Origin of the sequence: Actinotignum schaalii (assembly GCF_028864145.1) — a bacterium.
GTDB classification, from domain to species: domain Bacteria; phylum Actinomycetota; class Actinomycetes; order Actinomycetales; family Actinomycetaceae; genus Actinotignum; species Actinotignum schaalii_B.
In genome coordinates this window covers 14,598-38,020 of sequence record NZ_JARBHJ010000016.1, presented here as the reverse complement: position 1 = coordinate 38,020, position 23,423 = coordinate 14,598, and the positions used below count along the sequence as shown (strand labels likewise).

The 23,423-nt window shown below is 61.3% G+C and carries 22 protein-coding genes; 14 read left to right on the top strand and 8 right to left on the bottom strand.

Translation table 11 applies throughout. The features are described 5' to 3' along the window. The first annotated feature begins 134 nt into the window (after positions 1-134). The 6 genes from dnaK (at position 135) to PWJ82_RS04735 (ending at position 7,065) form a co-directional block, all read left to right on the top strand. On the top strand, positions 135-2,015 hold the full coding sequence (gene dnaK / locus PWJ82_RS04760; protein ID WP_274734310.1) for a molecular chaperone DnaK: 1,881 nt from the start codon (positions 135-137) through the stop codon (positions 2,013-2,015). Next, on the top strand, positions 2,015-2,698 hold the full coding sequence (locus PWJ82_RS04755; RefSeq protein ID WP_274734311.1) for a nucleotide exchange factor GrpE: 684 nt from the start codon (positions 2,015-2,017) through the stop codon (positions 2,696-2,698). The genes dnaK and PWJ82_RS04755 overlap by 1 nt, the downstream gene beginning before the upstream one ends. A 140-nt stretch (positions 2,699-2,838) precedes the next feature. Further along, positions 2,839-3,855: a DnaJ C-terminal domain-containing protein gene (locus PWJ82_RS04750; protein ID WP_274734312.1), complete on the top strand. Its 1,017-nt coding sequence runs from the start codon at positions 2,839-2,841 to the stop codon at positions 3,853-3,855. A gap of 99 nt (positions 3,856-3,954) precedes the next feature. After that, positions 3,955-4,632, top strand: a complete 678-nt coding sequence (locus tag PWJ82_RS04745) for a heat shock protein transcriptional repressor HspR (protein WP_274734313.1) — start codon at positions 3,955-3,957, stop codon at positions 4,630-4,632. 9 nt (positions 4,633-4,641) lie between these two features. Further along, complete coding sequence (locus tag PWJ82_RS04740) at positions 4,642-6,531, top strand: ABC transporter ATP-binding protein (RefSeq protein ID WP_274734314.1); 1,890 nt, start codon at positions 4,642-4,644, stop codon at positions 6,529-6,531. A gap of 339 nt (positions 6,532-6,870) precedes the next feature. Continuing rightward, a complete protein-coding gene (locus PWJ82_RS04735; RefSeq protein WP_274734315.1) occupies positions 6,871-7,065 on the top strand; it encodes an antitoxin in 195 nt (64 codons plus the stop codon). Positions 7,066-7,145: 80 nt separating this feature from the next. Here the strand turns inward: PWJ82_RS04735 and PWJ82_RS04730 are convergent, their stop codons facing one another. The 6 genes from PWJ82_RS04730 to PWJ82_RS04705 form a co-directional block, all read right to left on the bottom strand. Continuing rightward, on the bottom strand, positions 7,146-7,478 hold the full coding sequence (locus PWJ82_RS04730) for a type II toxin-antitoxin system RelE/ParE family toxin (RefSeq protein ID WP_274734316.1): 333 nt from the start codon (positions 7,476-7,478) through the stop codon (positions 7,146-7,148). After that, complete coding sequence (locus PWJ82_RS04725) at positions 7,475-7,780, bottom strand: type II toxin-antitoxin system RelB/DinJ family antitoxin (RefSeq protein WP_274734318.1); 306 nt, start codon at positions 7,778-7,780, stop codon at positions 7,475-7,477. The genes PWJ82_RS04730 and PWJ82_RS04725 overlap by 4 nt, the downstream gene beginning before the upstream one ends. Before the next feature lie 125 nt (positions 7,781-7,905). Beyond that, positions 7,906-8,979, bottom strand: a complete 1,074-nt coding sequence (locus tag PWJ82_RS04720) for a methyltransferase domain-containing protein (RefSeq protein WP_274734319.1) — start codon at positions 8,977-8,979, stop codon at positions 7,906-7,908. Positions 8,980-9,036: 57 nt separating this feature from the next. Beyond that, entirely contained in the window at positions 9,037-9,834 is a 798-nt protein-coding gene (locus PWJ82_RS04715) for a YaaA family protein (RefSeq protein ID WP_274735547.1), read from the bottom strand. Between the two features lie 3 nt (positions 9,835-9,837). Next, positions 9,838-11,205, bottom strand: a complete 1,368-nt coding sequence (locus PWJ82_RS04710; protein WP_274734321.1) for an alpha-amylase family glycosyl hydrolase — start codon at positions 11,203-11,205, stop codon at positions 9,838-9,840. Between the two features lie 166 nt (positions 11,206-11,371). Then, on the bottom strand, positions 11,372-12,040 hold the full coding sequence (locus PWJ82_RS04705; protein ID WP_274734323.1) for a DUF4352 domain-containing protein: 669 nt from the start codon (positions 12,038-12,040) through the stop codon (positions 11,372-11,374). A 210-nt stretch (positions 12,041-12,250) separates the two neighbouring features. Between PWJ82_RS04705 and PWJ82_RS04700 the strand changes: the two genes are divergently transcribed. From PWJ82_RS04700 to PWJ82_RS04690, 3 genes are all read left to right on the top strand, one after another. After that, positions 12,251-13,609 carry a sensor histidine kinase gene (locus tag PWJ82_RS04700; protein ID WP_274734325.1) on the top strand — a complete coding sequence of 453 codons (1,359 nt, stop codon included), beginning with the start codon at positions 12,251-12,253 and terminating at the stop codon, positions 13,607-13,609. Between the two features lie 4 nt (positions 13,610-13,613). Then, positions 13,614-14,303 (top strand): response regulator, encoded by a 690-nt coding sequence (locus PWJ82_RS04695; protein WP_274734327.1) that lies wholly within the window; start codon positions 13,614-13,616, stop codon positions 14,301-14,303. A 143-nt stretch (positions 14,304-14,446) separates the two neighbouring features. Continuing rightward, on the top strand, positions 14,447-17,899 hold the full coding sequence (locus PWJ82_RS04690; RefSeq protein WP_274735546.1) for an ExeM/NucH family extracellular endonuclease: 3,453 nt from the start codon (positions 14,447-14,449) through the stop codon (positions 17,897-17,899). Between the two features lie 486 nt (positions 17,900-18,385). On the opposite strand, the gene PWJ82_RS04685 is transcribed toward PWJ82_RS04690, so the two are convergent. Further along, on the bottom strand, positions 18,386-19,156 hold the full coding sequence (locus tag PWJ82_RS04685) for an HNH endonuclease family protein (RefSeq protein ID WP_274732366.1): 771 nt from the start codon (positions 19,154-19,156) through the stop codon (positions 18,386-18,388). A gap of 97 nt (positions 19,157-19,253) precedes the next feature. Here PWJ82_RS04685 and PWJ82_RS04680 point away from each other — a divergent pair, with 97 nt between their 5' ends. Then, positions 19,254-20,564: an aminopeptidase C gene (locus PWJ82_RS04680; RefSeq protein WP_016441843.1), complete on the top strand. Its 1,311-nt coding sequence runs from the start codon at positions 19,254-19,256 to the stop codon at positions 20,562-20,564. A 3-nt stretch (positions 20,565-20,567) separates the two neighbouring features. After that, a complete protein-coding gene (gluQRS, locus tag PWJ82_RS04675) occupies positions 20,568-21,500 on the top strand; it encodes a tRNA glutamyl-Q(34) synthetase GluQRS (protein ID WP_274735544.1) in 933 nt (310 codons plus the stop codon). A 9-nt stretch (positions 21,501-21,509) separates the two neighbouring features. On the opposite strand, the gene ybaK is transcribed toward gluQRS, so the two are convergent. Next, on the bottom strand, positions 21,510-22,019 hold the full coding sequence (ybaK, locus tag PWJ82_RS04670) for a Cys-tRNA(Pro) deacylase (protein WP_039898146.1): 510 nt from the start codon (positions 22,017-22,019) through the stop codon (positions 21,510-21,512). An 85-nt stretch (positions 22,020-22,104) separates the two neighbouring features. Here ybaK and PWJ82_RS04665 point away from each other — a divergent pair, with 85 nt between their 5' ends. From PWJ82_RS04665 to PWJ82_RS04655, 3 genes are all read left to right on the top strand, one after another. After that, complete coding sequence (locus PWJ82_RS04665; protein WP_016441840.1) at positions 22,105-22,335, top strand: hypothetical protein; 231 nt, start codon at positions 22,105-22,107, stop codon at positions 22,333-22,335. 284 nt (positions 22,336-22,619) lie between these two features. Then, a complete protein-coding gene (locus PWJ82_RS04660; RefSeq protein ID WP_274735543.1) occupies positions 22,620-22,955 on the top strand; it encodes a WXG100 family type VII secretion target in 336 nt (111 codons plus the stop codon). Between the two features lie 46 nt (positions 22,956-23,001). Continuing rightward, on the top strand, positions 23,002-23,289 hold the full coding sequence (locus tag PWJ82_RS04655; protein ID WP_274735542.1) for a WXG100 family type VII secretion target: 288 nt from the start codon (positions 23,002-23,004) through the stop codon (positions 23,287-23,289). Positions 23,290-23,423: the final 134 nt, after the last annotated feature.

The window sequence follows — 23,423 nt, the reverse complement described above, 5'->3', positions numbered from 1 at the left end:
GGACTCAAGAAAGGGCGAGCCGATTGGACATAGGTTCTCGGATCGTTCAGACTTGGAAGGAAACTTTGTCGAAGGGTTCGCGGCCGGTACTGCCGGTACCGCGGATCTGCGGCACGAATGCAGAAGGAGCAATCATGGCACGTGCAGTAGGTATTGACTTGGGAACAACCAACTCCGTGGTGGCCGTCCTCGAAGGCGGGGAACCCACGGTCATCGCGAACGCGGAAGGTGCGCGCACCACCCCGTCCGTAGTGGGCTTCTCTAAGAGCGGAGAAGTGCTCGTGGGTGAAGTGGCTAAGCGCCAGGCTGTCACCAATGTTGATCGCACGATTTCTTCCGTCAAGCGCCACATGGGCGATGATTGGAAGGTTGATATTGACGGTAAGGATTACAACGCGCAGCAGATCTCCGCGTTTATCCTCCAGAAGCTGAAGAAGGATGCGGAAGCCTACCTGGGCGATACCGTGACGGATGCGGTTATTACCGTGCCGGCCTACTTCAATGACGCGCAGCGCCAGGCCACCAAGGATGCCGGCACTATCGCCGGTCTCAATGTGCAGCGCATCGTCAATGAACCCACGGCGGCGGCGCTGGCCTACGGCCTGGAAAAGGGCAAGGAAGATGAAACAATTCTCGTCTTTGACCTGGGTGGCGGCACCTTTGACGTCTCCCTCCTGGAAGTGGGCAAGGATGAGGATGATTTCTCCTTCATCCAGGTGAAGGCCACCTCCGGGGATAACAAGCTCGGTGGGGATGATTGGGATCAGCGCATCGTCAACTGGCTGGTTGACCAGGTGAAGAACGCTTCCGGCGTGGATCTGTCCAAGGATAAGATCGCGTTGCAGCGCCTCAAGGAAGCCGCGGAAAAGGCGAAGATTGAGCTTTCGGCCGCTACCTCCACCCAGATCTCGCTGCCCTATATTTCCATGAGCGAATCCGGGCCTATCCACGTGGATGAAACCCTCAGCCGCGCCAAGTTCGAGGATATGACGAAGGATCTGCTGGATCGCACCAAGACCCCGTTCATGAACGTGATTCGCGATGCGGGCATCCAGGTTTCCGATATTGACCACGTGGTGCTGGTGGGTGGATCCACCCGTATGCCGGCCGTGAGCGAAGTGGTCAAGGAACTCACCAACGGGCGCGAACCGAATAAGGGTGTGAACCCTGATGAAGTTGTGGCTGTGGGTGCGGCGCTGCAATCCGGTGTGATCACCGGGGACCGCAAGGATGTGCTGCTTATTGACGTGACCCCGCTGTCCCTCGGTATTGAAACCAAGGGCGGGAGGATGACCAAGCTCATCAAGCGCAATACCGCTATTCCTACCAAGCATTCGGAAACCTTCTCCACCGCGGAAGATAACCAGCCTTCGGTATCCATCCAGGTGTTCCAGGGCGAACGTGAGTTCACCCGCGATAACAAGCCGCTGGGCACTTTCGATCTGACCGGGATCGCGCCGGCTCCGTCCGGGGTGCCGCAGATTGAGGTCACTTTCGATATCGACGCCAATGGCATCGTGCACGTATCCGCGCGCGATAAGTCCACCGGCAAGGAACAGTCCATGACCATTACCGGCGGTTCGGCCCTCTCCGAAGAGGAAATCAACCGCATGGTCAAGGAAGCTGAGGAGCACGCCGCCGAGGATGCCAAGGCCAAGGAAGAAACCGATACTCGCAACCAGGCTGAGCAGACCGCGTACTCCATTGAGCGTTTGATCAAGGACAATAAGGACAAGCTCACCGATGCCACCGTCACCGAAGTGGAGGGGGCTATCGCCAAGCTACGTGAAACCCTCAAGGGCACCGGCAACGTGGAGGACGTCAAGAGCGCCCTGGCCGAACTCAACGAGAAGTCGCAGAAGATCGGGCAGGAAATTTACGCGCAGGCCCAGGCTGCTGAGCAGGCCGGTGGTGCGAATGCGTCCGGCGGGGCCGCGGGTGGTTCCGGTGCGGCCGGTTCTTCTGATGACAATATCGTCGACGCCGAAGTGGTGGACGATGAGGAGAATAAGTAATGAGTGAGGACGATCTGAATCGCAACGGTCCGGAAAGCGTGGAGGAGCCCGGCGCCGGTTCCGGTGCGGGCGCTGTTTCTGGGAACGACGACGCAGCTACCGCCGCGGCCTCACCGGCTGCTGCGGATGCGGCTGGCGCGGCCGTGGCCGATGAAGCTGGCGCGGGCGAGGTTGGCGATGCGCGGGCATCCGAGGCCGAATCCGCCGGTGCTGAGGGTGTTGCCTCCGGTCCGCTTAGCGAAGCAATGGCCACCATCAGCACCCTGGAGGATCAGCTCAAACGCGCTCAGGCATCGCTCTACAACACCGAAACGGAGTACACGAATTACGTGCGCCGCTCCAAGCAGGAAGCTGGAGCGCACCGCGATTCGGGCACTCTCAAGGTGATCGAAGCATTGCTTCCGGTTCTTGACGATGTGGAGTTGGCTCGCCAGCACGGTGACCTGGAAGGGCCCACCGGTTTGATCGCGGAGAAAATGGAGCAGATCCTCTTCTCCACGTTCAAGGTGGCGCGCTTCGGTGCGGTTGGTGACGAATTTGATCCGGAATACCACGAAGCGCTCATGAATCGTTCCTCGGCTGAAGCGACCGCTCAAACTATTGAGACGCTTATCCAACCCGGCTATACCGTGGCGGATAAGGTGCTCCGCCCGGCCCGGGTGGGAGTCGTTTCGCCGGAATAACGCGGGGAAGTGGGCGCGGGTCGGCTCCGCATACACGGCCGGCCCGCGCGGCACCCACCCGTACGTAGGTAGCAACAATACGGAGTACACACTAATTTCACCGAGCATACTCAGCACGATAAGAAAGGGGAGGTGAGCATATGGCAGGGGCAAGCCAAGATTGGCTCGATAAGGATTTCTACCAGGAACTCGGCGTGAAAAAAGACGCCACCCAGGAGGATATTAAAAAGGCCTACCGGAAGCTATCCCGCCGTTACCACCCCGATCGGAATGGCGGTTCGAAGGACGCCGAAGAAAAGTTCAAGAAGGTGGGGGAGGCCTACCAGGTTCTCTCCAACCCGGAGGATCGCAAACAATACGATGCGATCCGGGCTCTCGGGGCCGGCGGGCCCCGCTTCCGGGCCGGTGGGCAAGGCAGCGGCGGTTTTGAGGACATCTTCTCGATGTTCTCCGGCGGCCGCGGCGGAACCTACCACGCCTCATCTTCCGCGGGCGGTGCCCGCGGGGGTAGCTTCGGTGGCAATTTCGAGGATGTCCTAGGCGGACTTTTCGGGGGCGGTCAGGGAGGCGGTGGCTTCTCCGGCTTCGGCTCCCAGCGTCGGGCCCAGAAGGGTGCGGATATGACTGCCGCAGTCTCGCTCCCGCTCCGTCAGGCTGTGGACGGTGCCACCGTGAAAATCCAGACGGCCTCCGGTAAATCCGTGACCGCGAAAGTCCCCGCCGGGGTGAGCGATGGTCAGAAAATTCGGATCGCCGGGAAGGGCCACCCGGGTCTCAACGGTGGGCCGGCCGGCGATATTATCGTGACCGTCCACGTGGAACCCCACCCGGTTTTCGATGTGCAGGGTAAGGACGTGTACGTCAACGTCCCGGTATCTTTCCCGGAAGCCGCTCTCGGGGCTACCGTAGAAGTACCAACGCTGGCAAGTAAGACCGTCCGGGTGAAAATCCCGGCCGGTTCTTCCACGGACAAAATTCTGCGGGTACGCGGCAAGGGCCTCACGGCCAAGGGATCCGCCGGGGATATGTACGTGCGTCTCAAGGTTGTGGTTCCCACCCGGCTTTCGGATGATGCCCGTAAAACCGTGGAACTGTTCGCCAAAGCCACAAGCGACGCCGACCCGCGGGCGGATTTCATCCGCATGGCGAAGGTGTAGGCGACAGAATAGCGAAGCGGCACAAGGAACAAGGCGTTCGGCTAGCCCGGCCCCACCCGGGGCCGGGCCCGGAACCCCAATGAAGGAGGTTGAGGAGGTATGGCGAATCGACGCGCACCGCTACTCACGGTGTCAGTAGCGGCCGAACTTGCGGGTATGCATGCCCAGACGCTGCGCCAATATGACCGCCTGGGGCTGGTATCTGCCAGGCGCACTCGCGGAGGCGGGCGGCGCTACTCCCTGGAGGATGTGGAACGACTCCAAGAAATTCAACGCATGTCGCAGGAAGATGGTATCAATCTGGCCGGAATCGCCCGCATCCTCCAGATGCAAGAGCGTATTGACCAGCTCACCCGCTCCCTCCAGCGCGCCGAACAAGAACTCGCGGCGGAGCGGGAACGCGCTAACGAGCGGCGCGCCCATGCTCGCCGGATTTTCGCTGCCGGGGCGGATGGCGACGTCGTTCTTACCCGCGGCCATAAAGATCTACGCGAATATCTGCGCCACCAGGCTGCTCAGCGCCTCGCGCAGCTACACGCCCAAGAAACTACCGGGCCTTCTCGCGCAAGCTCCACGGCGAGTTCCACCCGCCATCCCGGTTCCGAACTGGCTCGCTACCAACCCCATACCCTTGATTTGCTCCTCGCCGCGCTCGCGGTGCAGCTGGATCGGGAGCACAGCCGCGACTACAACCACGAACGTGACCACAGCCGCGACTACAACCACGAAAGCGGCGCGGCACGCGAACGTCCCGGGAACACCGCGCAGTACTGCTAGGGTCACTATGTGCACGCACTGCTAAGAATTTTTCGTTTCACCTCCGCGCTGTCGCGCTACTACGTGGCGGTGGCACTCGCCTCCATCCTCGTAACCGCCGGAACCATTATCGTTCCCTTCGTGCTCGGGGCCGCCACCGATACCGCCGTTGCTGCCGTGAGCGGCAGCCTCGACGTTGGGGTGGCGGTGCGGCGGGTGATCCTGCTGGCGGGCGCGTTCCTCGCCATCGACTTTTTCTCCACCACCGTGGACTCGCTGGGCGGATACGCCGGAGATCTCATGAGCCAAAAAATGCGCTCCATCCTCTCCGTGCGCTATTTCGATAAACTCCTCACCCTTCCCCAAGATTATTTTGATCGCGAACTCACCGGCACCATCACCTCGCGCCTCAACCGCTCCATTATGGAGGTCACGAATTTCGTCAAAAGCTTCGCGAACTCCTTTTTCACCACGCTGCTCACGGTGCTGGCCGTCCTGGTTATTTCCTTTATATATTCCCCGTTACTCTGCCTCCTTCTGCTTATTATTTTCCCGATCTACATGTGGCTGACGGCCCTCACCTCGCGGCGCTGGCAGGGCCTAGAAGCGCAGAAAAACGAAGATATCGATGTGGCCGGCGGGCGCTTCAACGAAGTAATCGGCCAGATCCGCGTGGTCAAATCCTTCACCCGTGAACGCGGCGAACTCGCGCATTTCGCCCGCCACTACGAGCACGCCGAGAGTCTCACCGCCAAGCAATCCCGCCACTGGCACGGTATGGATTTCCTGCGCCGTATGGTTATGGCCATTATTTTCTTCGCGATTTACGCCATTATTTTCCTGCGCACCGCCCGCGGCCAATTTTCCGTGGGAGATATGGTCATCTTGGTGCAGCTCGTGGGGATGGCGCGCCGCCCAGTCATGTCAATGAGCTGGATCGTGGACACCACCCAGCACGCCATCGCCGGCTCGCGCGACTATTTCGAGGTTATGGAGCTCACCGAAACCGAACGCGGGCAGCGCCCCGTTATATCCAACTCCGCTGCTCTTTCTGGCGGAGCTGACCCTACTTTTAACGACGACGCCGCACCGGCCCGCCCGCGTACGGCCCGCACGCTCCACCACAACGCGGTGGAGGCTCAGCCTGATGTGCCGGCAATTCGTTTCGAGAACGTGACTTTTGGATACGGCACAGATCCAGATGTCTTACGCGATGTTAGTTTCACTATCGAGCCGGGGGAACGAGTGGCTTTCGTTTCCGAATCTGGAGGTGGGAAAACCACTCTCACCTCGCTTCTTCTGGGGCTCTACGAACCGCGGGCCGGGCACATTGAGCTCTTCGGCAGCGATATCGCGGATTTGTCGCTTCGGCAGGTGAGGGCCGCTATCGGGGTAGTTTTCCAGGATCCGGCACTTTTCTCCGGAACAATTCGGGAAAATATTGCTTACGGACGCCCGGATGCTACCGAAGAAGAAATTCTCGACGCCGCAACCCGTGCCCACGCGGATCGTTTTATTCGGCGCTTTGCCCACGGCTATGACACTGTCATCGGGGAGCGCGGGCTCAAGCTTTCCGGTGGGCAACGCCAGCGCATCGCGGTGGCTCGTGCGATGCTCAAAGCCGCCCCGGTTCTGGTACTGGACGAAGCGACCTCCGCGCTGGATACTCGCTCCGAGCGGTGGGTGCAGGCCGGTTTGGAAGAACTCATGAAGGATCGCACTTCGATTATTATCGCGCACCGACTCTCGACCATCGCCAGCGTGGACCGCATTATTACTCTGCGCGCCGGGCGCATTGATGAGGTGGGTAGTCCGGCTGAGCTCGCTGAATCCGGGGGTATCTACGCAGAACTGCTCGCCTTGCAGAATGACAACTCCGCGCGCGCCCAGCGTCACCTCAAACGCTACGGTTTGCGGTGAGTGTGGAAGCCGCGAGCTGGGAGCGAACTGCGTTGGTGTGCAATAGCGGCGCCGGCCGGGTTTTCCCTTGATATTGGGCCGATTGATCAGTTTCTACTGCAATGATCTGGTAAGGTTTACTGCAATGATTTGGTAGATGCTACTGCAATGATTTGGTGAGTTCTGGGGTAGCCATGTGGTGATTCTGCTATCGCACTCAGGGAAGCACAAGTGACCGGAGGATAACCGCGCATGTACAACGCGGGTATCCCGGCAACAGGCGGCAGTGTGGTTGTGGATTAACTCTAAGGAGTTACCGTGACAACCACAGTACTGTAGCAGCGGTGAAAAGGAGGCTTTATGACGACTACCAAGGATGAGCCTGTAGAGGTGCCGGCAGATTTTCGGATGTCGGTTGAACCAGTTGCCTTAGGTAATCTGTCGCAAGAAGAACTGACCGTAGAGTTGCAAAAAGGAATCGACTCTCTGGCGAGCGGAAAATCATATAGTGCAGATGAAGTAGACCGACTCCTTAAAGACGCATATAGGGTATGAAGTTCTGCAAGGTAGCTTATTCTTGGCAAGCTGGTCTCGTTATGAGAATCCAGTATTGTATATGATGTGGAAAACGTATTTTAGTTCGCCAATGCGCTTTCGATATTCCTTTTAGCGCACAGTACTCTTGAAATAAGAACTTCTTTGACCGATTCCTGCGTGAAGTAAAAAATAAGGTAATTATCACATGAATTAATGCGGAGTCCACGGCTTCTGTACGGTTCAAAGTTAGCGAGCCTATGCCGCTTCGGGAAGTTGTTAAGGCCTTTTGTCGCCATTTTGATTCTACTTATTGGCCTCTGTGCGGTTTGGGGAGACCGAATTCGGGGAGACCGAAGATTGAATGCGATATAGGCATAGATGGACCGTAGGTCTTCCTTGGCTTCTCGTGAAATAACTACGGCATAGCTCATGCATTAAATTCCTTGTCCAAGGCTTCAAATACCTCGTCTGCCGGCTCGGTATCTCCGGACAGGATTGACTGGTAGCCTTTGTCCAATTCGAGCATCAATTCATCTCGAGTCAGCGAGCTGATGCCGACTGGTTTTCTATACGAGAGCTTTGCGTCAAAGGGAAGCCCTTGCTGCTGAATAATCTGCTTATAAAACATGGTAATAGCACTCGACGGCGGGAGTCCCAGAGAATTAAGAATGTACTCTGCTTGCTCTTTGACATCGGGATCGATGCGGACGTAGAGATTAGCTGTCGTGGCCATAAAATACCCCTCCTATAGAAGAGGAGGTGCTTATGTATTGGCATGTGCAAGTGGGCGTTATCGGGAACTGGCGGTGTGATTTGGCCGGTGTGACTCTTGGCGCTTAGCGCTTGGTGCGGCCCCGCTTAATCCACCCGCTCGGCCAGCACCATGCATTCCATGTGCCCGGTTTGCGGGAACATGTCCATGAGGCGTGCTTCGTGCACGGCAAAGCCATCCAGCAGCCCCAGGTCTTTGGCCAGCGTGGTGGGATTGCACGATGAATAGATGAGCCAGCGCGGGGGATTGACCGCAATCCACTCGGTGAGATCTGTCAGGCCACGCCGGGGTGGATTAACGATGAGCAGATCGGGCGTGCCGCCGAGCTTGCCGGCGGCACGTGCGGCGTCGCCGGCAAAAAACTGCGCGGAACTACCGGCGTTCGCGGCAGCGCGGCGCGCGGAATCCACCGCTGCCTCGGAAATCTCCACGCCGGTCACGCGTCGCCCCGGGCCGGCCACGTGCAGCGCGAAACCACCCACCCCGCAATACAAGTCCCATACCGTGCGCAGCCCCTCCAAACCGGCGGCCCAGTCTCGCGCCTGTGCGTACATCGCCCGGGCAATCGTGGTATTCGTCTGGAAGAAGGAACGCGGGGTGAGGTAGAGCGTGACCGTGCCGAGCGGGAAGGGGAGCGTATCCTCCGCCGTCAGCACAATCTCTTCCTCGCCTTCCACGAGGGCGGCGCGCTGCGGCAGCAAATTGACAGAAATAACCCGCGCGTTCGGGAGTTGCGCACGTAACCAGGGCAGATGCTTGCGAATCCGCACCACCGATTCGGTTGAGCGCAGCACAAAACGTAGTAGCAGCTCACCGCTCGGCGCCGCGGTGAGGAGAATATTCTTCAATTCCCCGCGCCCGCTCGGCACGTCGAAAGGCGTGAGTCGCGCCCGCCCGATGAACTCGGTTAGCACCGGGAGCGCCGCGGTAATGGGCTCTTCGTAGAGTCCGCATGCGCGCAGGTCCACCCCGCGCATGCCCCGATCCAAAATTCCCAGCGTTGGCGCCTGCGTGGTTCCGCCCACGGCAAGTTTCGCTTTATTGCGAAAATGCGATTCGGGGGAGAGCGCCGGCGGTAGCCACACCGGGTCGAAGGGCGCCAGCAATTCAGCCAGGCGCGCCTCTTTGTCCGCTACCTGAGCGGGGTATGCCTCACCCATCCGGGTACACGAACGGCAGGTCCCCGCCTCAAAATACGAACAACGCACGGTCCCAGCTTAGTGGGCGCGCCCCGCATCCACGGTCTCCACCACCGCGAGCTCGCGCACCCCACGCCGCGCCGGTCCTAATTCCACCCCGGTGATCGCCCCGGCCGCGGTTCTTTCGCCCACCAATTGCTGGCACAATTCCGCCAATTCTTCAGCTTCGCGCGGCGGGGTATCGGCCAGGAGAGCCAGGCGTGCCACCCGCCCGCGAAAATATTTCGCGGCGTGCGAGATCGTACGGGACGTTGCGCCCGTGATGCGGGTGGCGGTTATTTTCACGACGTCGCAGCTAGCTGGCACCTTCCATCCCGCATGGGCACCGGATCTCGCGTCGATGACCAAACCGGTGGCCCGACTGTTAAGAACCGGCCAGAGGGGTGCCCAGCGGGCCGAAATCTTCGCGCCGCCCAGTTCTACGTTCATTCCCAACCTGTAGGAGGGGATGAGGTCAAGCGGTGACGTGGCTCCGAAAAGACCGGAGAAAATCAGGGTGTGCTCGCCGGCGCGGGTGAGTTGGGTGGCAGAAAAGCTTCCCATATCGAGAGCCTGGTAGAGCACTCCGGTATAGACCTGCCAGGCCGGAGCGCAGGGCTGTTCCCGCAGCGTGATTTGCGTGGCGACTTCACCAGCAATGCTCGGACCCACCCCGAGAATATCAAGGGCATCGGGGCGGCGAGATACGGCTTCCAGCTCCGCCACCAGTTCGGCGCGCAGCGCGGTGAATTCCGGGATGCTCAGGGCGCTGAGATCCAGAGTGGGGCCGCTGGCCGGTGCGGTTTTCCCTTCCGAAGGAGGGAGGAGGATAAGCATTGTTTACTCCCCGCTTTCCGCGTCGGCGTGCCAGAAGAAGAGCTCAACTTCGCCGCCCGGATTCCCGGCGGTGGTAGTCGCGTCGCCAGCGCCCGAGTTGCTATCGCCCGTGGCGCTCGCGCCCGCAGTTCCGGCAGCAACGCCGGTGATACGAACGCGCGGGTGCGGCTCGAGATCGAGGCGCACCCGCAGCTCGGCGGGTTGGCCGGAGTCCACACCGCCGGGGGCTGCGTCGTCGTGCTCACGCTCCCACACGCGGTACTCGATCCAGGTATTATCCTTGCCCGTGACCTCAAGGCGGGCGCGGGTGAGCCACGGGTGGGTGCGGCGCAGCGCGATGAGAGCGCGGTAGGCGCTATATATCCCGGCGCCCAGGTCAGAGAGTTGTTCGGGGCGTTCGGGCAGGGGCGGGCGCAACTGGTCGTCGGCAGAAAAGCCCTCGAGTTTAGTTCCCGTGAAGCCCTGTTCGTCCCCGTAATAAATCGAGGGCATTCCCGGAACGGTGAACAGCACCGCGGCGGCCAGCACCGCGCCGGCCGGACCCACCGCCGTGGCAATACGTTCCACATCGTGATTGCCGATGAAAGTATTGGGAATGAAATGTTCGCAGAACTGCGCGTGCCGCCCCAGATTCCAGTCCAGCTCCCAGAAATTACGCGAAGCGATGGATTGGCGGATCGAGGCCCAGAGTTCGTACTGGGTGAGCGTATCCACCCTGGACCGCGCCACAAAATCGGAATAGTCACCGTGGATAACTTCGCCCAGGAACAGAGCTTCCGGGAATCGCTCGCGGACTTTCCCGAGCACCTCGGCCCAAAAATCGGTCGGAACCGCGTAGGCCACGTCTAGGCGCCAGCCGTCAATACCGCGTTCCAGCCAGAATTCCATGACCTCGCGGACCAGCTCGCGCACGTGCGGCGAAGAATGATCGAGGGTAATGAGATCCCCGTGGCCTTCCCAGGTGTGGAAATCGCCGCTCTCGGTGCGCAGGCCCAGCTCCTCCACCTGCGGGTGGAAGCGGGAAATATGGTTGAAAACCCCGTCGAACAGCACCCGGATGCCGCGGCGGTGCGCTTCTTCAATGAGATGGGTGATATCCGCGTTATCGCCCAGGCGCGGATCGAGGCGGAAATGATCGAGGGTGTCGTAACCGTGGGAAACGGAAGCGAAAATCGGGGTGAGGAGCAGGCCATTCGCGCCGAGCTCAATAAGATAATCCAGCCACGGATCCAAGGCTCGTAAACGGTGTTCACCGGGAGTGGCTTCGGGAATCTCCCCGGCCGCGGTTAGGGGGTTATGCCCCTCGCGAATGGGCGCCCCGCAGGCGCCCAGGGCAAAAACCTGCCACCAGATAGTGTCGAGCTGTGACATAGCTGAGAGCCGCCTTCCTTCGCTTCTTCATGGCTAAGAGTGCTGCCGCGGAGCCCGCTCAGCTGGGTGAATGTGCTGCGGCCCCTCGCTCGATTCTAGAGCGAAGGGCCGCGAAGATAAACGCCAGGCGATAACCGCGCAGCGGTATCAGCGAAGTAATCAGCGTTTACTGCAAGGTGACGGTCGCGTTATGGATCCACCCGGTTTCCAGCTCCAGCTTGGCCGGAACCGCGTCGGCTGGCACATCGTAGAGCAGCTTCCCGGTCACGGTATTCCCCGGATTGACCTTCTCGTAAATCATCGACGCATCGCCCAGATACAGGGAATCGCCGGAAACCGAATGCTGGCGCCCCTCGGTATCCACGAGCTTCTGCTCCGATTCGGAGAATCCAGCCGCTTCCTTCCCGGTGTTCTTCACGGTTACGTCCACAATGACGTACTGACCCGTGGCATCCTTACCGAGCACGTCATTGCCGATATGGCTCACGCCCTTGTCCACATTCGTCACGGTCACTTCAAAATCACCGAGAATGACAGGAGTGCCGATGCCCACGGTTGCGTCGTCGTTCTTATTATCCTGCGCGCCCTCGGACTCGGCCTTCTTATCTGCCTTATCCGCGCTATCCGCAGCGTTCCCAGCGGCGGCGCTATCGGCGGCCTGCGAGCTGGAGCTGGCGGCAGGCTTGCCATCGGATTGCTTCGAGAGCGAGGCACCGATAACCGCGAGCACCACAATAACGAGGAGCGCGGTAAGGAGCTTATGGCGCGCAAACCAATTCTTTTTCTGCTCCGGAGCGGGAACTGCGCCGTACACCGGCGGCGTGGATGCTGACATGCGAGAACCTTTCTTTATCTACAGCGGTGGGCGCCGCCCCGGCCCGGTCATAAGCCGGCGGCCAGAGTCGCTCACGTATCGCCTCCAGGGTAGAAGGGCCGCGCGGCGGGCACATCCTCCACATGGGCAGAGCCGGCTCATCCCTTCGGGTATTATCCGCGGGCCGAACGGCGGTTCTGGAGCGCGCGGGCGGGTCGTACAATCACAGGCATGACAGATCACGCGCCGAAGAATCGCAGCGGTGCGGCGGCGCGTGCGGGCCAGAATCCAGCGCGCCGGCGCGGGCCGGCCGCCATCCCCTTCTACCTCAAAACAGCCGCCATATATATCGTCATGGCGGTGGGGGTCGGCTACCAGATTGAGCGCACAAAAATCCGCGCGCTTCCCGGCTGGCTCGGCACCCTCGACGAAGCCGCTATTTTCCTCTCCATGTGCTGCGGCATTACGGCGGGCGTGTGGGTGGCGCGCCGGGAACGCTATCCGCGCCGCGCGCTCGCGGTTGCGGCCGTGTGTTCCACGCTGGGCGCTATCGGCCCCGTGGTCGGGTTTTTGCTGCCGCGCTATCTTGCGGGGGCCCGCGTGCAGGGGCGACGACGCCGCGCCCTGGGCGTCTGCGCCATGTATGCCCTCATTACCGCCTGGCAATTCGCCCGCGAACTGACCGGGAAAGATTACAACTCGTCCTGGGTGATGGGCTTCCTCAACCACCAGAATCCGCTGGATGATTTCCCGAATAATATTGTGCCGCTCCTGGTTCTCTACGCGGTGGCGGTGCTCCTTCCTATCGGGTGGGGGCTGTGGCGCAGTGCCACCGCAGAACTCCAAGAAACCCATGATCGGCTGGAATCCACCAGCGAGGAACTCCAAGCCTCGGCCGCCGCCTCCGAGGAGCTGGAAACCCAGCTCACCCGCAAAGAAGAACGCGATGCCCTGGCCCGGGAAATTCACGATTCCATCGGGTCCCAGCTGGCCATTATGAGCCTGCAGGCCGGTTCTTTGGAATTGCTGGCGCGCGGGGATGCCGATTTAGAAGAAGCGGCCAGGTCGCTGCGGGAATCTTCCCGGCAGGCCACCGATGATTTGCGTTCCCTCGTGCGGGTGATGCGTGATCCGAGTTCCTCGGCCTATCGCCCGCCGCGTTCCCTCACCGAATTAGCGGATCATATCGATAAGGTGCTGGCGGCGGGGCATCCCGTCGTCGCCAATGTTTTTATTACGGATGCGGAACGCGCCCCGGCCGCGGTAACGACGGCGTGCTACCGCATCGTCCAAGAATTGCTCACTAACGCGGTGAAATACGCCCCGGAAGAAACCACCCGGGTGCGGGTGAGTGGTGGTCCCGAGCAGGGGCTCGATATCGCGGTGCGCAATGCCATGCCTGCCACACCTGAAGGTGAACAGGGCGAAAGCGTCCGCGGGGCAGGCTCGGGATTGCGCGGGGTGCAGGCGCGGGCCCAGGCCCTGGGCGGGCGCGCCACCTTCAGCACCACGGGCGGTGTTTTCGCAGTTCATGTGCACCTACCCTGGGACGGGAGTACCCGGGGTGGCACTCCTGGAATGGTAAAATAGCTCGGTGCCGATTTCCTCACCTATTCGCGTTATGGTCGTGGATGACGATCCGATGGTTCGCCGTCTCCTGGTGCAAATTATTAACCTGAGCCCGGAGCGGGATAGTGAGGTTGTGGCGCAGGCGGGTACGGCCCGCGAAGCTTTGGAAACTCTCACCGCGGTGAAGGTCGACGTCGTGCTCATGGACGTGGCGATGCCCGGAGGGATGGACGGAATCGAAGCCACGCGCCAGCTGCGGAGTTTCCCGCATCCACCCCAGGTGATCGTGGTGACCACCCTGGATGCTGATGATGAAGCGGTGCGAGCCGCGGAAGCCGGCGCCTCCGGTTTTATTCTCAAATCGGAAGACCCCCAGGTTCTCCTCCAGGCGATCCGCAATGTGGCAGCCGGGGACGGCGCCCTCTCCCCGCGGGCGGCCAAGCAGGTATACGAATACTTGGCGGCGACCCGCACCGTGAGCGCGCGCCGGCGTGCCCAGGAAAAAATCGCGCGGCTCACCGCCCGCGAACTCGAGGTAGCCCGGCAGGTCTCGCTGGGGCTGTCGAATCGCGATATCGGGGAGAAACTGCACCTATCCGAATCCACGGTGAAAACCCACCTGGCCGCTATCGTGGCGAAAATGGGTGTGGAAGGACGCATTGGGGTTGCGGTGGATATGACGCGCGCCGGGCTGCTCGACGACGACCCGGTCTAGCCTGGAACGGGTGCGCCCGCGCGCCAGAGTCACCGGGTGTTTACCCGGTGTTTAAGAGTTGGCGATGCGGCACCGCTAACGTGGAGGCGGCGTGAATCACCCTCCGCGCCCGCCACGCGCGGATCGCACAGAAAGGTCGCAACGTGAAAAAACGTGCCCTCGCGGGCGTTGCGGTACTATCGGCCACGGCTTTGATGGTTCCCGGCGTCTGCCTCCTTCCGGCGTTCGCCGCGCCGGACGGTTCCGGAATTGTTATTAATGAGATTTATACGCGGGGTGGGTCCTCCGGGTCCACCTACACTCATAAATACGTTGAGCTGTATAACCCGAGCTCGGTGGCCGTTGACCTGAGCGATCTGGCCCTGGGCTATTCAGCGAGCCACGGGAAGAACATTTCTTCCAAAGTGGCCCTGAGCGGCAGCTTGGAGGCCGGGGCTTATCTGGTGGTAAGTGCCGGATCGAATGGCCCCAACGGTTCTCAGCTCCCGGAGGGTGTCACTTCCCCGCTCAACCTTGGGGCCAAGGGCGGGATTGTGGTGCTGGCGCCGTCGTCCCGTATTGACGCGGCTCTGGCCGATCCCGCCACCGCTATTGACCTGGTTGGATACGGAAACGCAAGCGTGGCGGAAGGCGAGGCAGCCCGCGTGGGCTCCAATTCCCAGATGGCCGCGAACTCCGCTTCTCGCATTCCCAACGGTTCGGATACGAATAATAATTCGGCCGATTTTAGTGTTGTTCCGGCTACGCCGGGACGGGCGAACGACGGCGCAACTCCGGGCCACCCGGATCCCGGCACCCAGCCGCAACCCGAGCCGAGCACCGGTCCCGGCACCGATCCAACAACGGACCCCGGCACGGGAACCACAAGCGATCCGGCCGTGCCCGTGCCCATCGCGCAGATCCAGGGAAATGGGCAGGCAAGTCCGCTCGCCGGGCAGGAAGTGACCACGCGCGGCGTCGTAACCGCGGCCTACCCGGAAGGCGGGCTCAACGGGGCCTATATCCAAACACCCGGGGTGGAACATACCGATGCCTCCCACGGTATTTTCGTCTACGGAACGGCGGCTGCCCAGCTGGAGGCCGGTGCCTATGTGGAAGTGCGCGGCGCGGTTACCGAATTTTACGGACTGACCGAAATTAATGCCGCTGCTATCACGGCGCTGGAGGAAAAACCGGCCGCTCCTGAGCCGGTCGAGATTGCCTGCAATGCCACGGCCGCGCAGCGCGAAGCGGTGGAGGGCATGCTCGTGCGGGTAACCGGGCCGCTCACGGTGACCAATAACTATGCCACCAACCAGTACGGCGAAGTGGGCCTGGCCTGCGGCACCCAGCCGCTGTGGCAGCCCAGCGAACGTTTCAACCCGAGCGAGAATCCGGAGCAGGTGCAGGCACTGGATGCCTATAACGCGGCGAATGTGCTGGTATTGGATGATGGGCGCTCGCGGGCCTACTTCGGGCGCAATGCCCAAACGAATGTGCCGGTGCCCTACCTCTTTGCCGATAATGCCTCCGCCAAGGGCGTGCCGGTGCGAGTGGGGGCCGCCGCCACTCTCCAGGGCGGGCTCATTATGGACTTCCGTAATAATTCCTGGAAATTGCAGCCGCGTTTCCCGGTGACCCTGGAAGATGGGACGGATCGCTCCACCGAGGTCGTCACTTTTGAGAACACCCGCGCGGGCGCGCCCGGGAAACTGGACGGGGATATTTCCCTCGCCTCCTTTAATGTGCTCAACTACTTCACCAGCCTCGGTGAAAATGAGAAGGGATGCCGTTCCTACACCGACCGCGAAGGTAATCCCATCGCGGCGAATCGGTGCAAGGTGCGCGGGGCCTATACCCCGGAGTCCTTCGCACGTCAGCAAACCAAGATTGTGCGGGCTATCAATGAACTGGACGCCAGCGTGCTCGGGCTGCAAGAAATTGAGAATACCGCCCGGGTCTCCGGCGGGGATCGTGATACGGCGGTGCGGGAGCTAGTCGCGGCCCTCAATGCGGACGCGAAGGCGGAGCGCTGGGCTTATGTTCCTTCCCCGGCGAAGGTGGGGGAGAATGAGGACTATATTCGCCTTGCTTTTATCTACCAGAAGGACAAGGTGCGGGCGGTGGGGCCCTCGCAGATCCTCAATAGCGAGTGGTACACCGGAACCGCGCGCCAGCCGCTGGCGCAAAGCTTCCAGGCGGTTGTGGATGGCGAAGGCGTGGGCCCGGAGTTCGTGGTGATTGCCAACCATTTCAAGTCCAAGGGGTCGCTATCCAAGAAGATCGCGAATGACGAGGATGTGTACCAGGGCAATAACAACCTTTTGCGCACCAAGCAGGCGGAGACGCTGCGCGATTGGATCGCGGCGGAGTTTGCCGATAAACCGGTGTTCGTGGTGGGGGATCTCAACTCTTATTCGAAGGAAGATCCGATCGGGGTCTTTGAGAAGGCCGGGTATACCAACCTGCACGCGCATTTCCAGCCGGATACCTACACCTATCAATTCTCGGGGCTGGTGGGTTCGCTCGATCACGTGCTGGCGAATCCAGCCGCCGCGAAGCTCGCCACCGGCGGGCAGGTGTGGAATATTAATTCCCCCGAGGCAGTGGCCCTGGAATACTCCCGCTATAACTACAACATCAAGGATCTGTGGGACGAGAGCGCTTTCCGTTCCTCGGATCATGACCCCTTCAAGGTGGGGCTCAAGGTGATTCCGGAGCAGGAGGATCCCGCGCCGGTGCCAACTCCTACGCAGCCTGCGCCGGAGCCTACTCAACCTGAGCCTACTCAACCTGAGCCGGAGCCGACTTCACCGGAGCCGAGCGCGCCCGAACCGACTCAGCCTGCACCGGAACCCACGCGGCCGGAGCCTACATCCGAACCGGCACCTGTGCCGGCGCCAACATCCGAACCGGCACCCGCGCCGGCACCGAGCACCGGAAATATGTTCTACCTATCCAATAACTGGCAGACCACCGTGGCCGACCTCGTTTTCAGCTATGGCCGGGCCGGCGATGAGGTCCTGGTCGGTGATTGGGATGGTGATGGTGTTGATACGTTTGTGGTGCGGCGGGGGAATGTTTTCTATGTGAAGAATTCTCTGGCCAGTGGCGTGGCGGATGCCGTGTTCTCCTATGGCCGGGTTGGTGATGAGGTCCTGGTCGGTGATTGGGATGGTGATGGTGTTGATACGTTTGTGGTGCGGCGGGGGAATGTTTTCTATGTGAAGAATTCTCTGGCCAGTGGCGTGGCGGATGCCGTGTTCTCCTATGGCCGGGTTGGTGATGAGGTCCTGGTCGGTGATTGGGATGGTGATGGTGTTGATACGTTTGCGGTGCGGCGGGGGAATGTTTTCTATGTGAAGAATTCTCTGGCCAGTGGCGCAGCAGATGCCTCCTTCTCCTACGGTCGGACTAGCGATACCACCCTTGCGGGGGATTTCAACGGTGATGGCCGGGATACCCTCTCGATCCGCCGCGGCAATACCATCCACGTCAATAACTCTCTGACGAGCGGAAACGCTGATTACGCACTCCCGTACGGGCGCGTGAGCGACGAGCTCTTCATGGGCGACTGGGACGGCAACGGCACCGATACCCCAACGGTGCGCCGCTAAGATCCATATTTCCTACTAACACGGGTGGGTGCTCGGACCGCGTGTCTCCGGGCACCCACCCGTTTGCCACAAAGTGCAACTGCAAGTACGTTAAGAAATTGTTTCGGTGTCGTGGACTTGCATCCTGTGTGGCTCTCGGTTGAGGCGTTGCTTTTTACGGGGCTTCCCGTCGGGACGTTGCTTTTTGCGGTGCTGGTGGCGATGCGAGTCGTCCCACCGCGCTGGCGGGAGGGGTGTTTTTCTGGGGTGTACTTCGCATGTACGACATATGAAGTACAGCTCTGAAAATACATACTGCCCCGCTGCGGCTCAGTCAGTTCTTTGGTACCAGCGCACAGTTTTGGATCAATCTGCAAACCCGTTATGACCTTGAGAAAGAAGCGGATGCGCTGGGAGACGAGCTGGAGAGAATCCAACCCTTGCAAAGTGTGTGAGCGGAGTTCGCTAGCGGGAGTGACTATGGAAAGCGTCATCCGCAACCGCGGCTTACCGGACGCAATCGGATAGCACCTCGTGCAGGGCGTGACGTTCGTCGTCGTCGACCCGAAGCCCGTAAGCACGCTTGACCGCCACCTGCCGCGCGGCGTATTCGCACACAAAAGCCGGATTATCCGGCAGCCACCGCGCGGCGGTGGCGTGCCCTTTCTCCTTATTCGCCGCCCCGGAGACCGCGAGTAAATTGAGCGGGTCGGTGGCAAATCGCGCGCGAGTATCCGCGTCCCAGTCCTGCGCACCGGCCCGCCACGCATCATAAAGCGCGACCACGTGATCAATCGTCACGGCCTGAGGTTCCCGCGCGCGGTCAAAAGAAATCTCCGTTCCGGTATACGGATCGCGCAGGGTTCCGGTGGCGACGACGCAGCCGGGCGGCGTGGACTTCCCCGACCAGAAGGTAACTCCCGCAAGATCGCGGCGCAGCACCTCGTTACGAACAGTGCATCCGTCTCCATCGGTATCCGGCCAGCCGTCCTCCAGCCCGAACTCGGCGCGGGAATAGCCACGCCCGGAATCGGGGCGGCCTCCGGGTAGCTCGCTCAGGGCGGAAAGTGCCTGGGAGGCGGTGAGTGTGCCGCTGCTCGCGCTACCGATCCCACCCGGCTCCGAATCGGAACCGGTACGTGAGAGTTGCAGGAGTGCGGCGGCAAGGACCATCAGCAGCGCGGTGATGACCGTCCACATGCGCCGGTGCGGAGAAGAGGTACCGGACGCCTGTGTATCGCCGTGGCGCGCGCCGGAACGACCCATCGAAAAACGCATATCCAACCTTTCGGGACACCGGCCCGTGGCGGGCCTGCGCCTGCAAGGTAGCATAGTGAGGGACCTTGGCACAGTTACGACAATGAAGGAGTTATGAATGGCCCAGGCACTTGAGACCGATATGGTGAAGAAGTTTGCGGCGGATTTCGCGGCGGATCGCACCGCTCGCATCGTCCAGAACGCCGTCACCCAGACCTCGATCACGAAGGTCGCCCAGGATCGCGATGTTATTAACGCGATTGATCCGTCCATGTCGGTGAAGGTGGACACCTGGAAGGTGAATAACCAGAAGAAGTCCGGGCGCTGCTGGCTTTTCTCCGGGCTCAGCTCGCTGAAGATGCTCGTCAATCGCGCCACCGGCCTGAAGAACTTCGAGTTCTCCCAGTCCTTCCAGCATTTCTACGACAAGCTGGAAAAGGCCAATTATTTCCTCACCTCCATGATTGAGCTCGCGGACCGCCCGGTTGATGACCGCACCGTGCACTACCTGCTTTCCGATCCCATCGGGGACGGCGGGCAGTGGAATATGTTCGTGGCACTGGTGGAAAAGTACGGGGCCTGCCCGAAGTTCGCGATGCCGGAAACGGAATCTTCCTCCAATACCCAGCTCATGAACCGCACCCTGGAAATGCTGCTGCGCCGCGCCGCCCACGATATTCGCGAGGCAGAAGCCGGCCAGCGTGAAGCCGTGCGCGAAAAGTTCATGGAGCAGGTCTACCGGGTGCTGGCGATTCACCTGGGTACCCCGCCGGAAAGCTTCGTCTGGCAGTACGAAGATGAGGACGGAAACTTCCACCGCGAAGGGAAGATGACCCCGGTGGAATTCGCGCAGAAGTACCTGCCGGATCTGGACCAGTACGTGTGCATCGTCAATGATCCGCGTAATGAGTACGGCAAGCTCTACACGGTGGATCGCCTCGGCAATGTGGTGGGCGCTAAGCCGGTCACCTACCTCAATGTGCCCATCGAGGTGATTCGGGAAGCCACCATCGCCACCCTCAAGGACGGCCAGCCCGTGTGGATGGGGTGCGATACCGGCAAGCAATCGGATCGCGAACGCGGTATTTGGGACGGCCAGCTTTACGATTACGAAGGTACCTACGGGATTGACCTGGCCATGTCCAAGGCCGATGAGCTCTACTACGGCGAAGCAATGATGACGCACGCCATGGTGTTCACCGGCGTTGATCTGCGTGAAGACGGCAGCCCGCGCCGCTGGCGTATCGAAAACTCCTGGGGTGATGAGCACGCCGATAAGGGCTTCTGGACCATGAACGATTCCTGGTTCGACCAGCACGTTTTCGAAGTCGCGGTCACCAAGGATCGCCTCTCCGCGGAGCTGCTGGCGGCTCTGGAAACCGAACCCGAAGTGCTGCCCGCCTGGGATCCGATGGGTTCGCTGGCCTAAACCGTGGAGTACGGCCGCTACGCACCCTCACCGAGCGGAGACCTGCACCTCGGGAATCTCCGCACCGCGCTCCTCGCCTGGGCTTTGGCCCGGCGGTCCGGGCGCGGCTTCCTCATGCGCGTGGAGGATATGGACGAACGGTCCCGCCCGCAGTTCCAAGAGCGCCAGCTCGCGGACCTGCGGGCCCTCGGCCTCACCTGGGACGGCCCGGTCCAGATCCAATCCCAGCGCATCGGTGGGTACGACGCCGCCTTCGCGTCCCTGCGGGAACGCGGACTGCTCTACGAGTGCTATTGCACTCGGCGTGATTTGGCCGACGCCGCCCGGGCGCCCCACGGGGCGCCCGGGGTATACCCGGGGATCTGCCGGGATCTGAGCGCGGCCGGCCGGCGGGCCGGCCGCGCCAAACTCGCGGCGGTGGGCCGCCAGCCGGCTCTGCGGCTGCGCACCGAGGTGAAAGAACTAACCATTCACGATGAGGTGTGCGGGGAGGTGAGCGGCGTCGTCGATGATTTTGTGATTCGGCGTGGCGATGGTCGCTACGCTTACAATTTTGCCTCTGTGGTCGATGATGCGCTCGAGCATATTACCCAGGTGACGCGGGGGGCCGATTTGGCGCCATCCACACCCCGACAGGTGTATTTGCAGCGCTTGCTCGGGGCGCCCACCCCGGAATACTGGCATGTGCCCATGGTTCTCAACCGGGAAGGCGCGCGGCTGGCCAAACGCGATGGTGCCGTGACGATGCGGGCGCTCGCGGAGTACGGCTGGAGCCCGGCCGATGTGCTGGCCCTTATTGGGCGCTCGCTAGGGTTGGAAGTGCGCACGGCCGCGGATTTCGCCCAGCAGCTAGATGCCCGCGCGTTGCGCCGCCGCGGGCCCTGGTATGTAGATGTGGCGGCGCTCGAAGCCGGGCCGGATAGCCGGGCCAGCTAGACTAGCGGGCTAGATGTGCCGGCTAAAATCGGCCACCGGCGCGAATTCCGCGCGGGCCGCGGCCGCTAAATCCGCCGGCGCCAGGCGCACCGAGAGCCCACGTTTCCCACCCGAAACCACCATCGCCGGCAGCTCGCGCGCGGAGGCATCAATAAAAATAGGGCTGCGGTGTTTTTGCCCCAGCGGCGAAATACCCCCGGTCACATAGCCGGTGAGTTTCTCGGCATCATGCGGATCCATCATCGCGGCCTTTTTCCCGCCCGCCGCTTTTGCCAAGGACTTGAGATTGAGCATGGCGGCAGCCGGAACCACCGCGCATACCGGCTTCCCATCCACCTGCGCCAGCAGGGTTTTGAAAATAACACGGGGATCCATCCCCAGCTCAGCGGCGGAATCGAGGGCGAATCCGTGCTCGTGATGCAAACTTTGTTCGTACTCAAGAATCGTGAACTCCACGCCGGCTTTCGTGAGGGCGAGGAGGGCCGGGGTCCCGGCCGGCTTATTTTTCTTCGACGACATACGTCCAGGATAGTAGCCCTCATGTTCATATGGATGCACTACCATATTCCTACCGGGAGCCAGCCACCCGGAGACGGAGGAAACCGTGAGGAAACGCCAATTCGGCCGCCGGCATGATGACCAGCAGCGCGGCAGCGCCACCGGGGAAGATCCCACCATCGAATCCGAAGAAGAGCTGAGCGGCGGCTATGATTTCGGCGGCTACCAGCCGGGGCAGAGCTACTACCCGCGCCGTCGCCTCTTCTGGCAGCGTGCCACCATCATCGGCATCGCTTTCGTTATTTCGATGGTCGCTCTCGTGGCCTATTTCCTGTAACGCCGGCTAGCGCGCCGCGGGAGCGGCGCGGCGGCGTCGCTCTGAAACACGGTCAGCATTGGGTACGACGGCGCCGCCGGGCACGGGCGCGCAAGGCTAGTCACGGCCGGCCTGCCTGTGGGCGACACGCCGGCCGGGCAGCTACCTGTGGATAACATTTTTCGCCTCTCGACAAGCACCACTACCATCAGCCACCATAGGAACACCGGTCCTCACCGGCCGGCATCCGAAGCGCGGAATTCTCACCACCCGCGCGCCACCACCTAAGCATCTCAGGGGGATGTATGGCTGTATCTACCGCACAATTGCGGGTCAGTAACGATTCCATTCTCGCCGTTCGCGCGCTTCTTGCCCAGGCCCAGGAGGATTTGCGCGCCCACCTCCACTCCACCGTGGATCGCATCGCTGGCTGGCATGCCGGTTGGCGCGGTGCTGCTCCGGTGGCCTTCGCCGCCGCTCTGGAAGAATACCGCGCGGCAAGTGAAAAGTTGCTCGCGCTCCTGGCTGATTACGCAGTGCGCCTAGGCCGCGCGGATGCCACCGTTACCGAAACAGACACGGCCACCCGCGCGGATTTTTCCCGTATGGCCGCACTAGTTGGGGATCTGCCGGCGGCGTAACAGCGCCCGCGCCGGGTGTTCCCACGCACTTATGGAAAGGATTGTCATGACCGAACTTCGTGCACATTTTGGGGAACTTTCCGCGTGGGCAGCTGATATTGCTGCCCACGCTTCTCGCATCGAGGCGGTACTCGCGCAGCTAGATGCCCGTATCCGCGCCGCGATGGCGGATTGGGACGGGCAATCTCAGGCAGCTTACGAAGCCGCACAAATGCGGTGGCATGCCGCGGCCCGCTCCCTGAATGACATTTACGCGCGTATCGGCCAGCAGGTGGAATGCGCCTCGCAGAACTACCGCGCAGCTGACCGGGCGGTGGCGCGCCTCTTCGGATAGGGGGCGGCGGTTAGTTGCGGTTAGCTACGGCTAGCGGCTGTGCGCCGGTGGTAATTTTCTGCCCGCGTTTTCCGCATGCTCCACGTTCGTTACGCATGCACATTCGCCGTGTATGCAGATTCGCATGACTCTCT

What these genes read in the sequence shown, in the direction of transcription:
- dnaK (WP_274734310.1), top strand. Translation starts at nt 135, where the DNA reads ATGGCACGTGCAGTAGGTATTGACTTGGGAACAACCAACTCCGTGGTG.
- PWJ82_RS04755 (WP_274734311.1), top strand. Translation starts at nt 2,015, where the DNA reads ATGAGTGAGGACGATCTGAATCGCAACGGTCCGGAAAGCGTGGAGGAG.
- PWJ82_RS04750 (WP_274734312.1), top strand. Translation starts at nt 2,839, where the DNA reads ATGGCAGGGGCAAGCCAAGATTGGCTCGATAAGGATTTCTACCAGGAA.
- PWJ82_RS04745 (WP_274734313.1), top strand. Translation starts at nt 3,955, where the DNA reads ATGGCGAATCGACGCGCACCGCTACTCACGGTGTCAGTAGCGGCCGAA.
- PWJ82_RS04735 (WP_274734315.1), top strand. Translation starts at nt 6,871, where the DNA reads ATGACGACTACCAAGGATGAGCCTGTAGAGGTGCCGGCAGATTTTCGG.
- PWJ82_RS04730 (WP_274734316.1), bottom strand. Translation starts at nt 7,478, where the DNA reads ATGAGCTATGCCGTAGTTATTTCACGAGAAGCCAAGGAAGACCTACGG.
- PWJ82_RS04725 (WP_274734318.1), bottom strand. Translation starts at nt 7,780, where the DNA reads ATGGCCACGACAGCTAATCTCTACGTCCGCATCGATCCCGATGTCAAA.
- PWJ82_RS04720 (WP_274734319.1), bottom strand. Translation starts at nt 8,979, where the DNA reads ATGGGTGAGGCATACCCCGCTCAGGTAGCGGACAAAGAGGCGCGCCTG.
- PWJ82_RS04715 (WP_274735547.1), bottom strand. Translation starts at nt 9,834, where the DNA reads ATGCTTATCCTCCTCCCTCCTTCGGAAGGGAAAACCGCACCGGCCAGC.
- PWJ82_RS04710 (WP_274734321.1), bottom strand. Translation starts at nt 11,205, where the DNA reads ATGTCACAGCTCGACACTATCTGGTGGCAGGTTTTTGCCCTGGGCGCC.
- PWJ82_RS04705 (WP_274734323.1), bottom strand. Translation starts at nt 12,040, where the DNA reads ATGTCAGCATCCACGCCGCCGGTGTACGGCGCAGTTCCCGCTCCGGAG.
- PWJ82_RS04700 (WP_274734325.1), top strand. Translation starts at nt 12,251, where the DNA reads ATGACAGATCACGCGCCGAAGAATCGCAGCGGTGCGGCGGCGCGTGCG.
- PWJ82_RS04685 (WP_274732366.1), bottom strand. Translation starts at nt 19,156, where the DNA reads ATGCGTTTTTCGATGGGTCGTTCCGGCGCGCGCCACGGCGATACACAG.
- PWJ82_RS04680 (WP_016441843.1), top strand. Translation starts at nt 19,254, where the DNA reads ATGGCCCAGGCACTTGAGACCGATATGGTGAAGAAGTTTGCGGCGGAT.
- ybaK (WP_039898146.1), bottom strand. Translation starts at nt 22,019, where the DNA reads ATGTCGTCGAAGAAAAATAAGCCGGCCGGGACCCCGGCCCTCCTCGCC.
- PWJ82_RS04660 (WP_274735543.1), top strand. Translation starts at nt 22,620, where the DNA reads ATGGCTGTATCTACCGCACAATTGCGGGTCAGTAACGATTCCATTCTC.
- PWJ82_RS04655 (WP_274735542.1), top strand. Translation starts at nt 23,002, where the DNA reads ATGACCGAACTTCGTGCACATTTTGGGGAACTTTCCGCGTGGGCAGCT.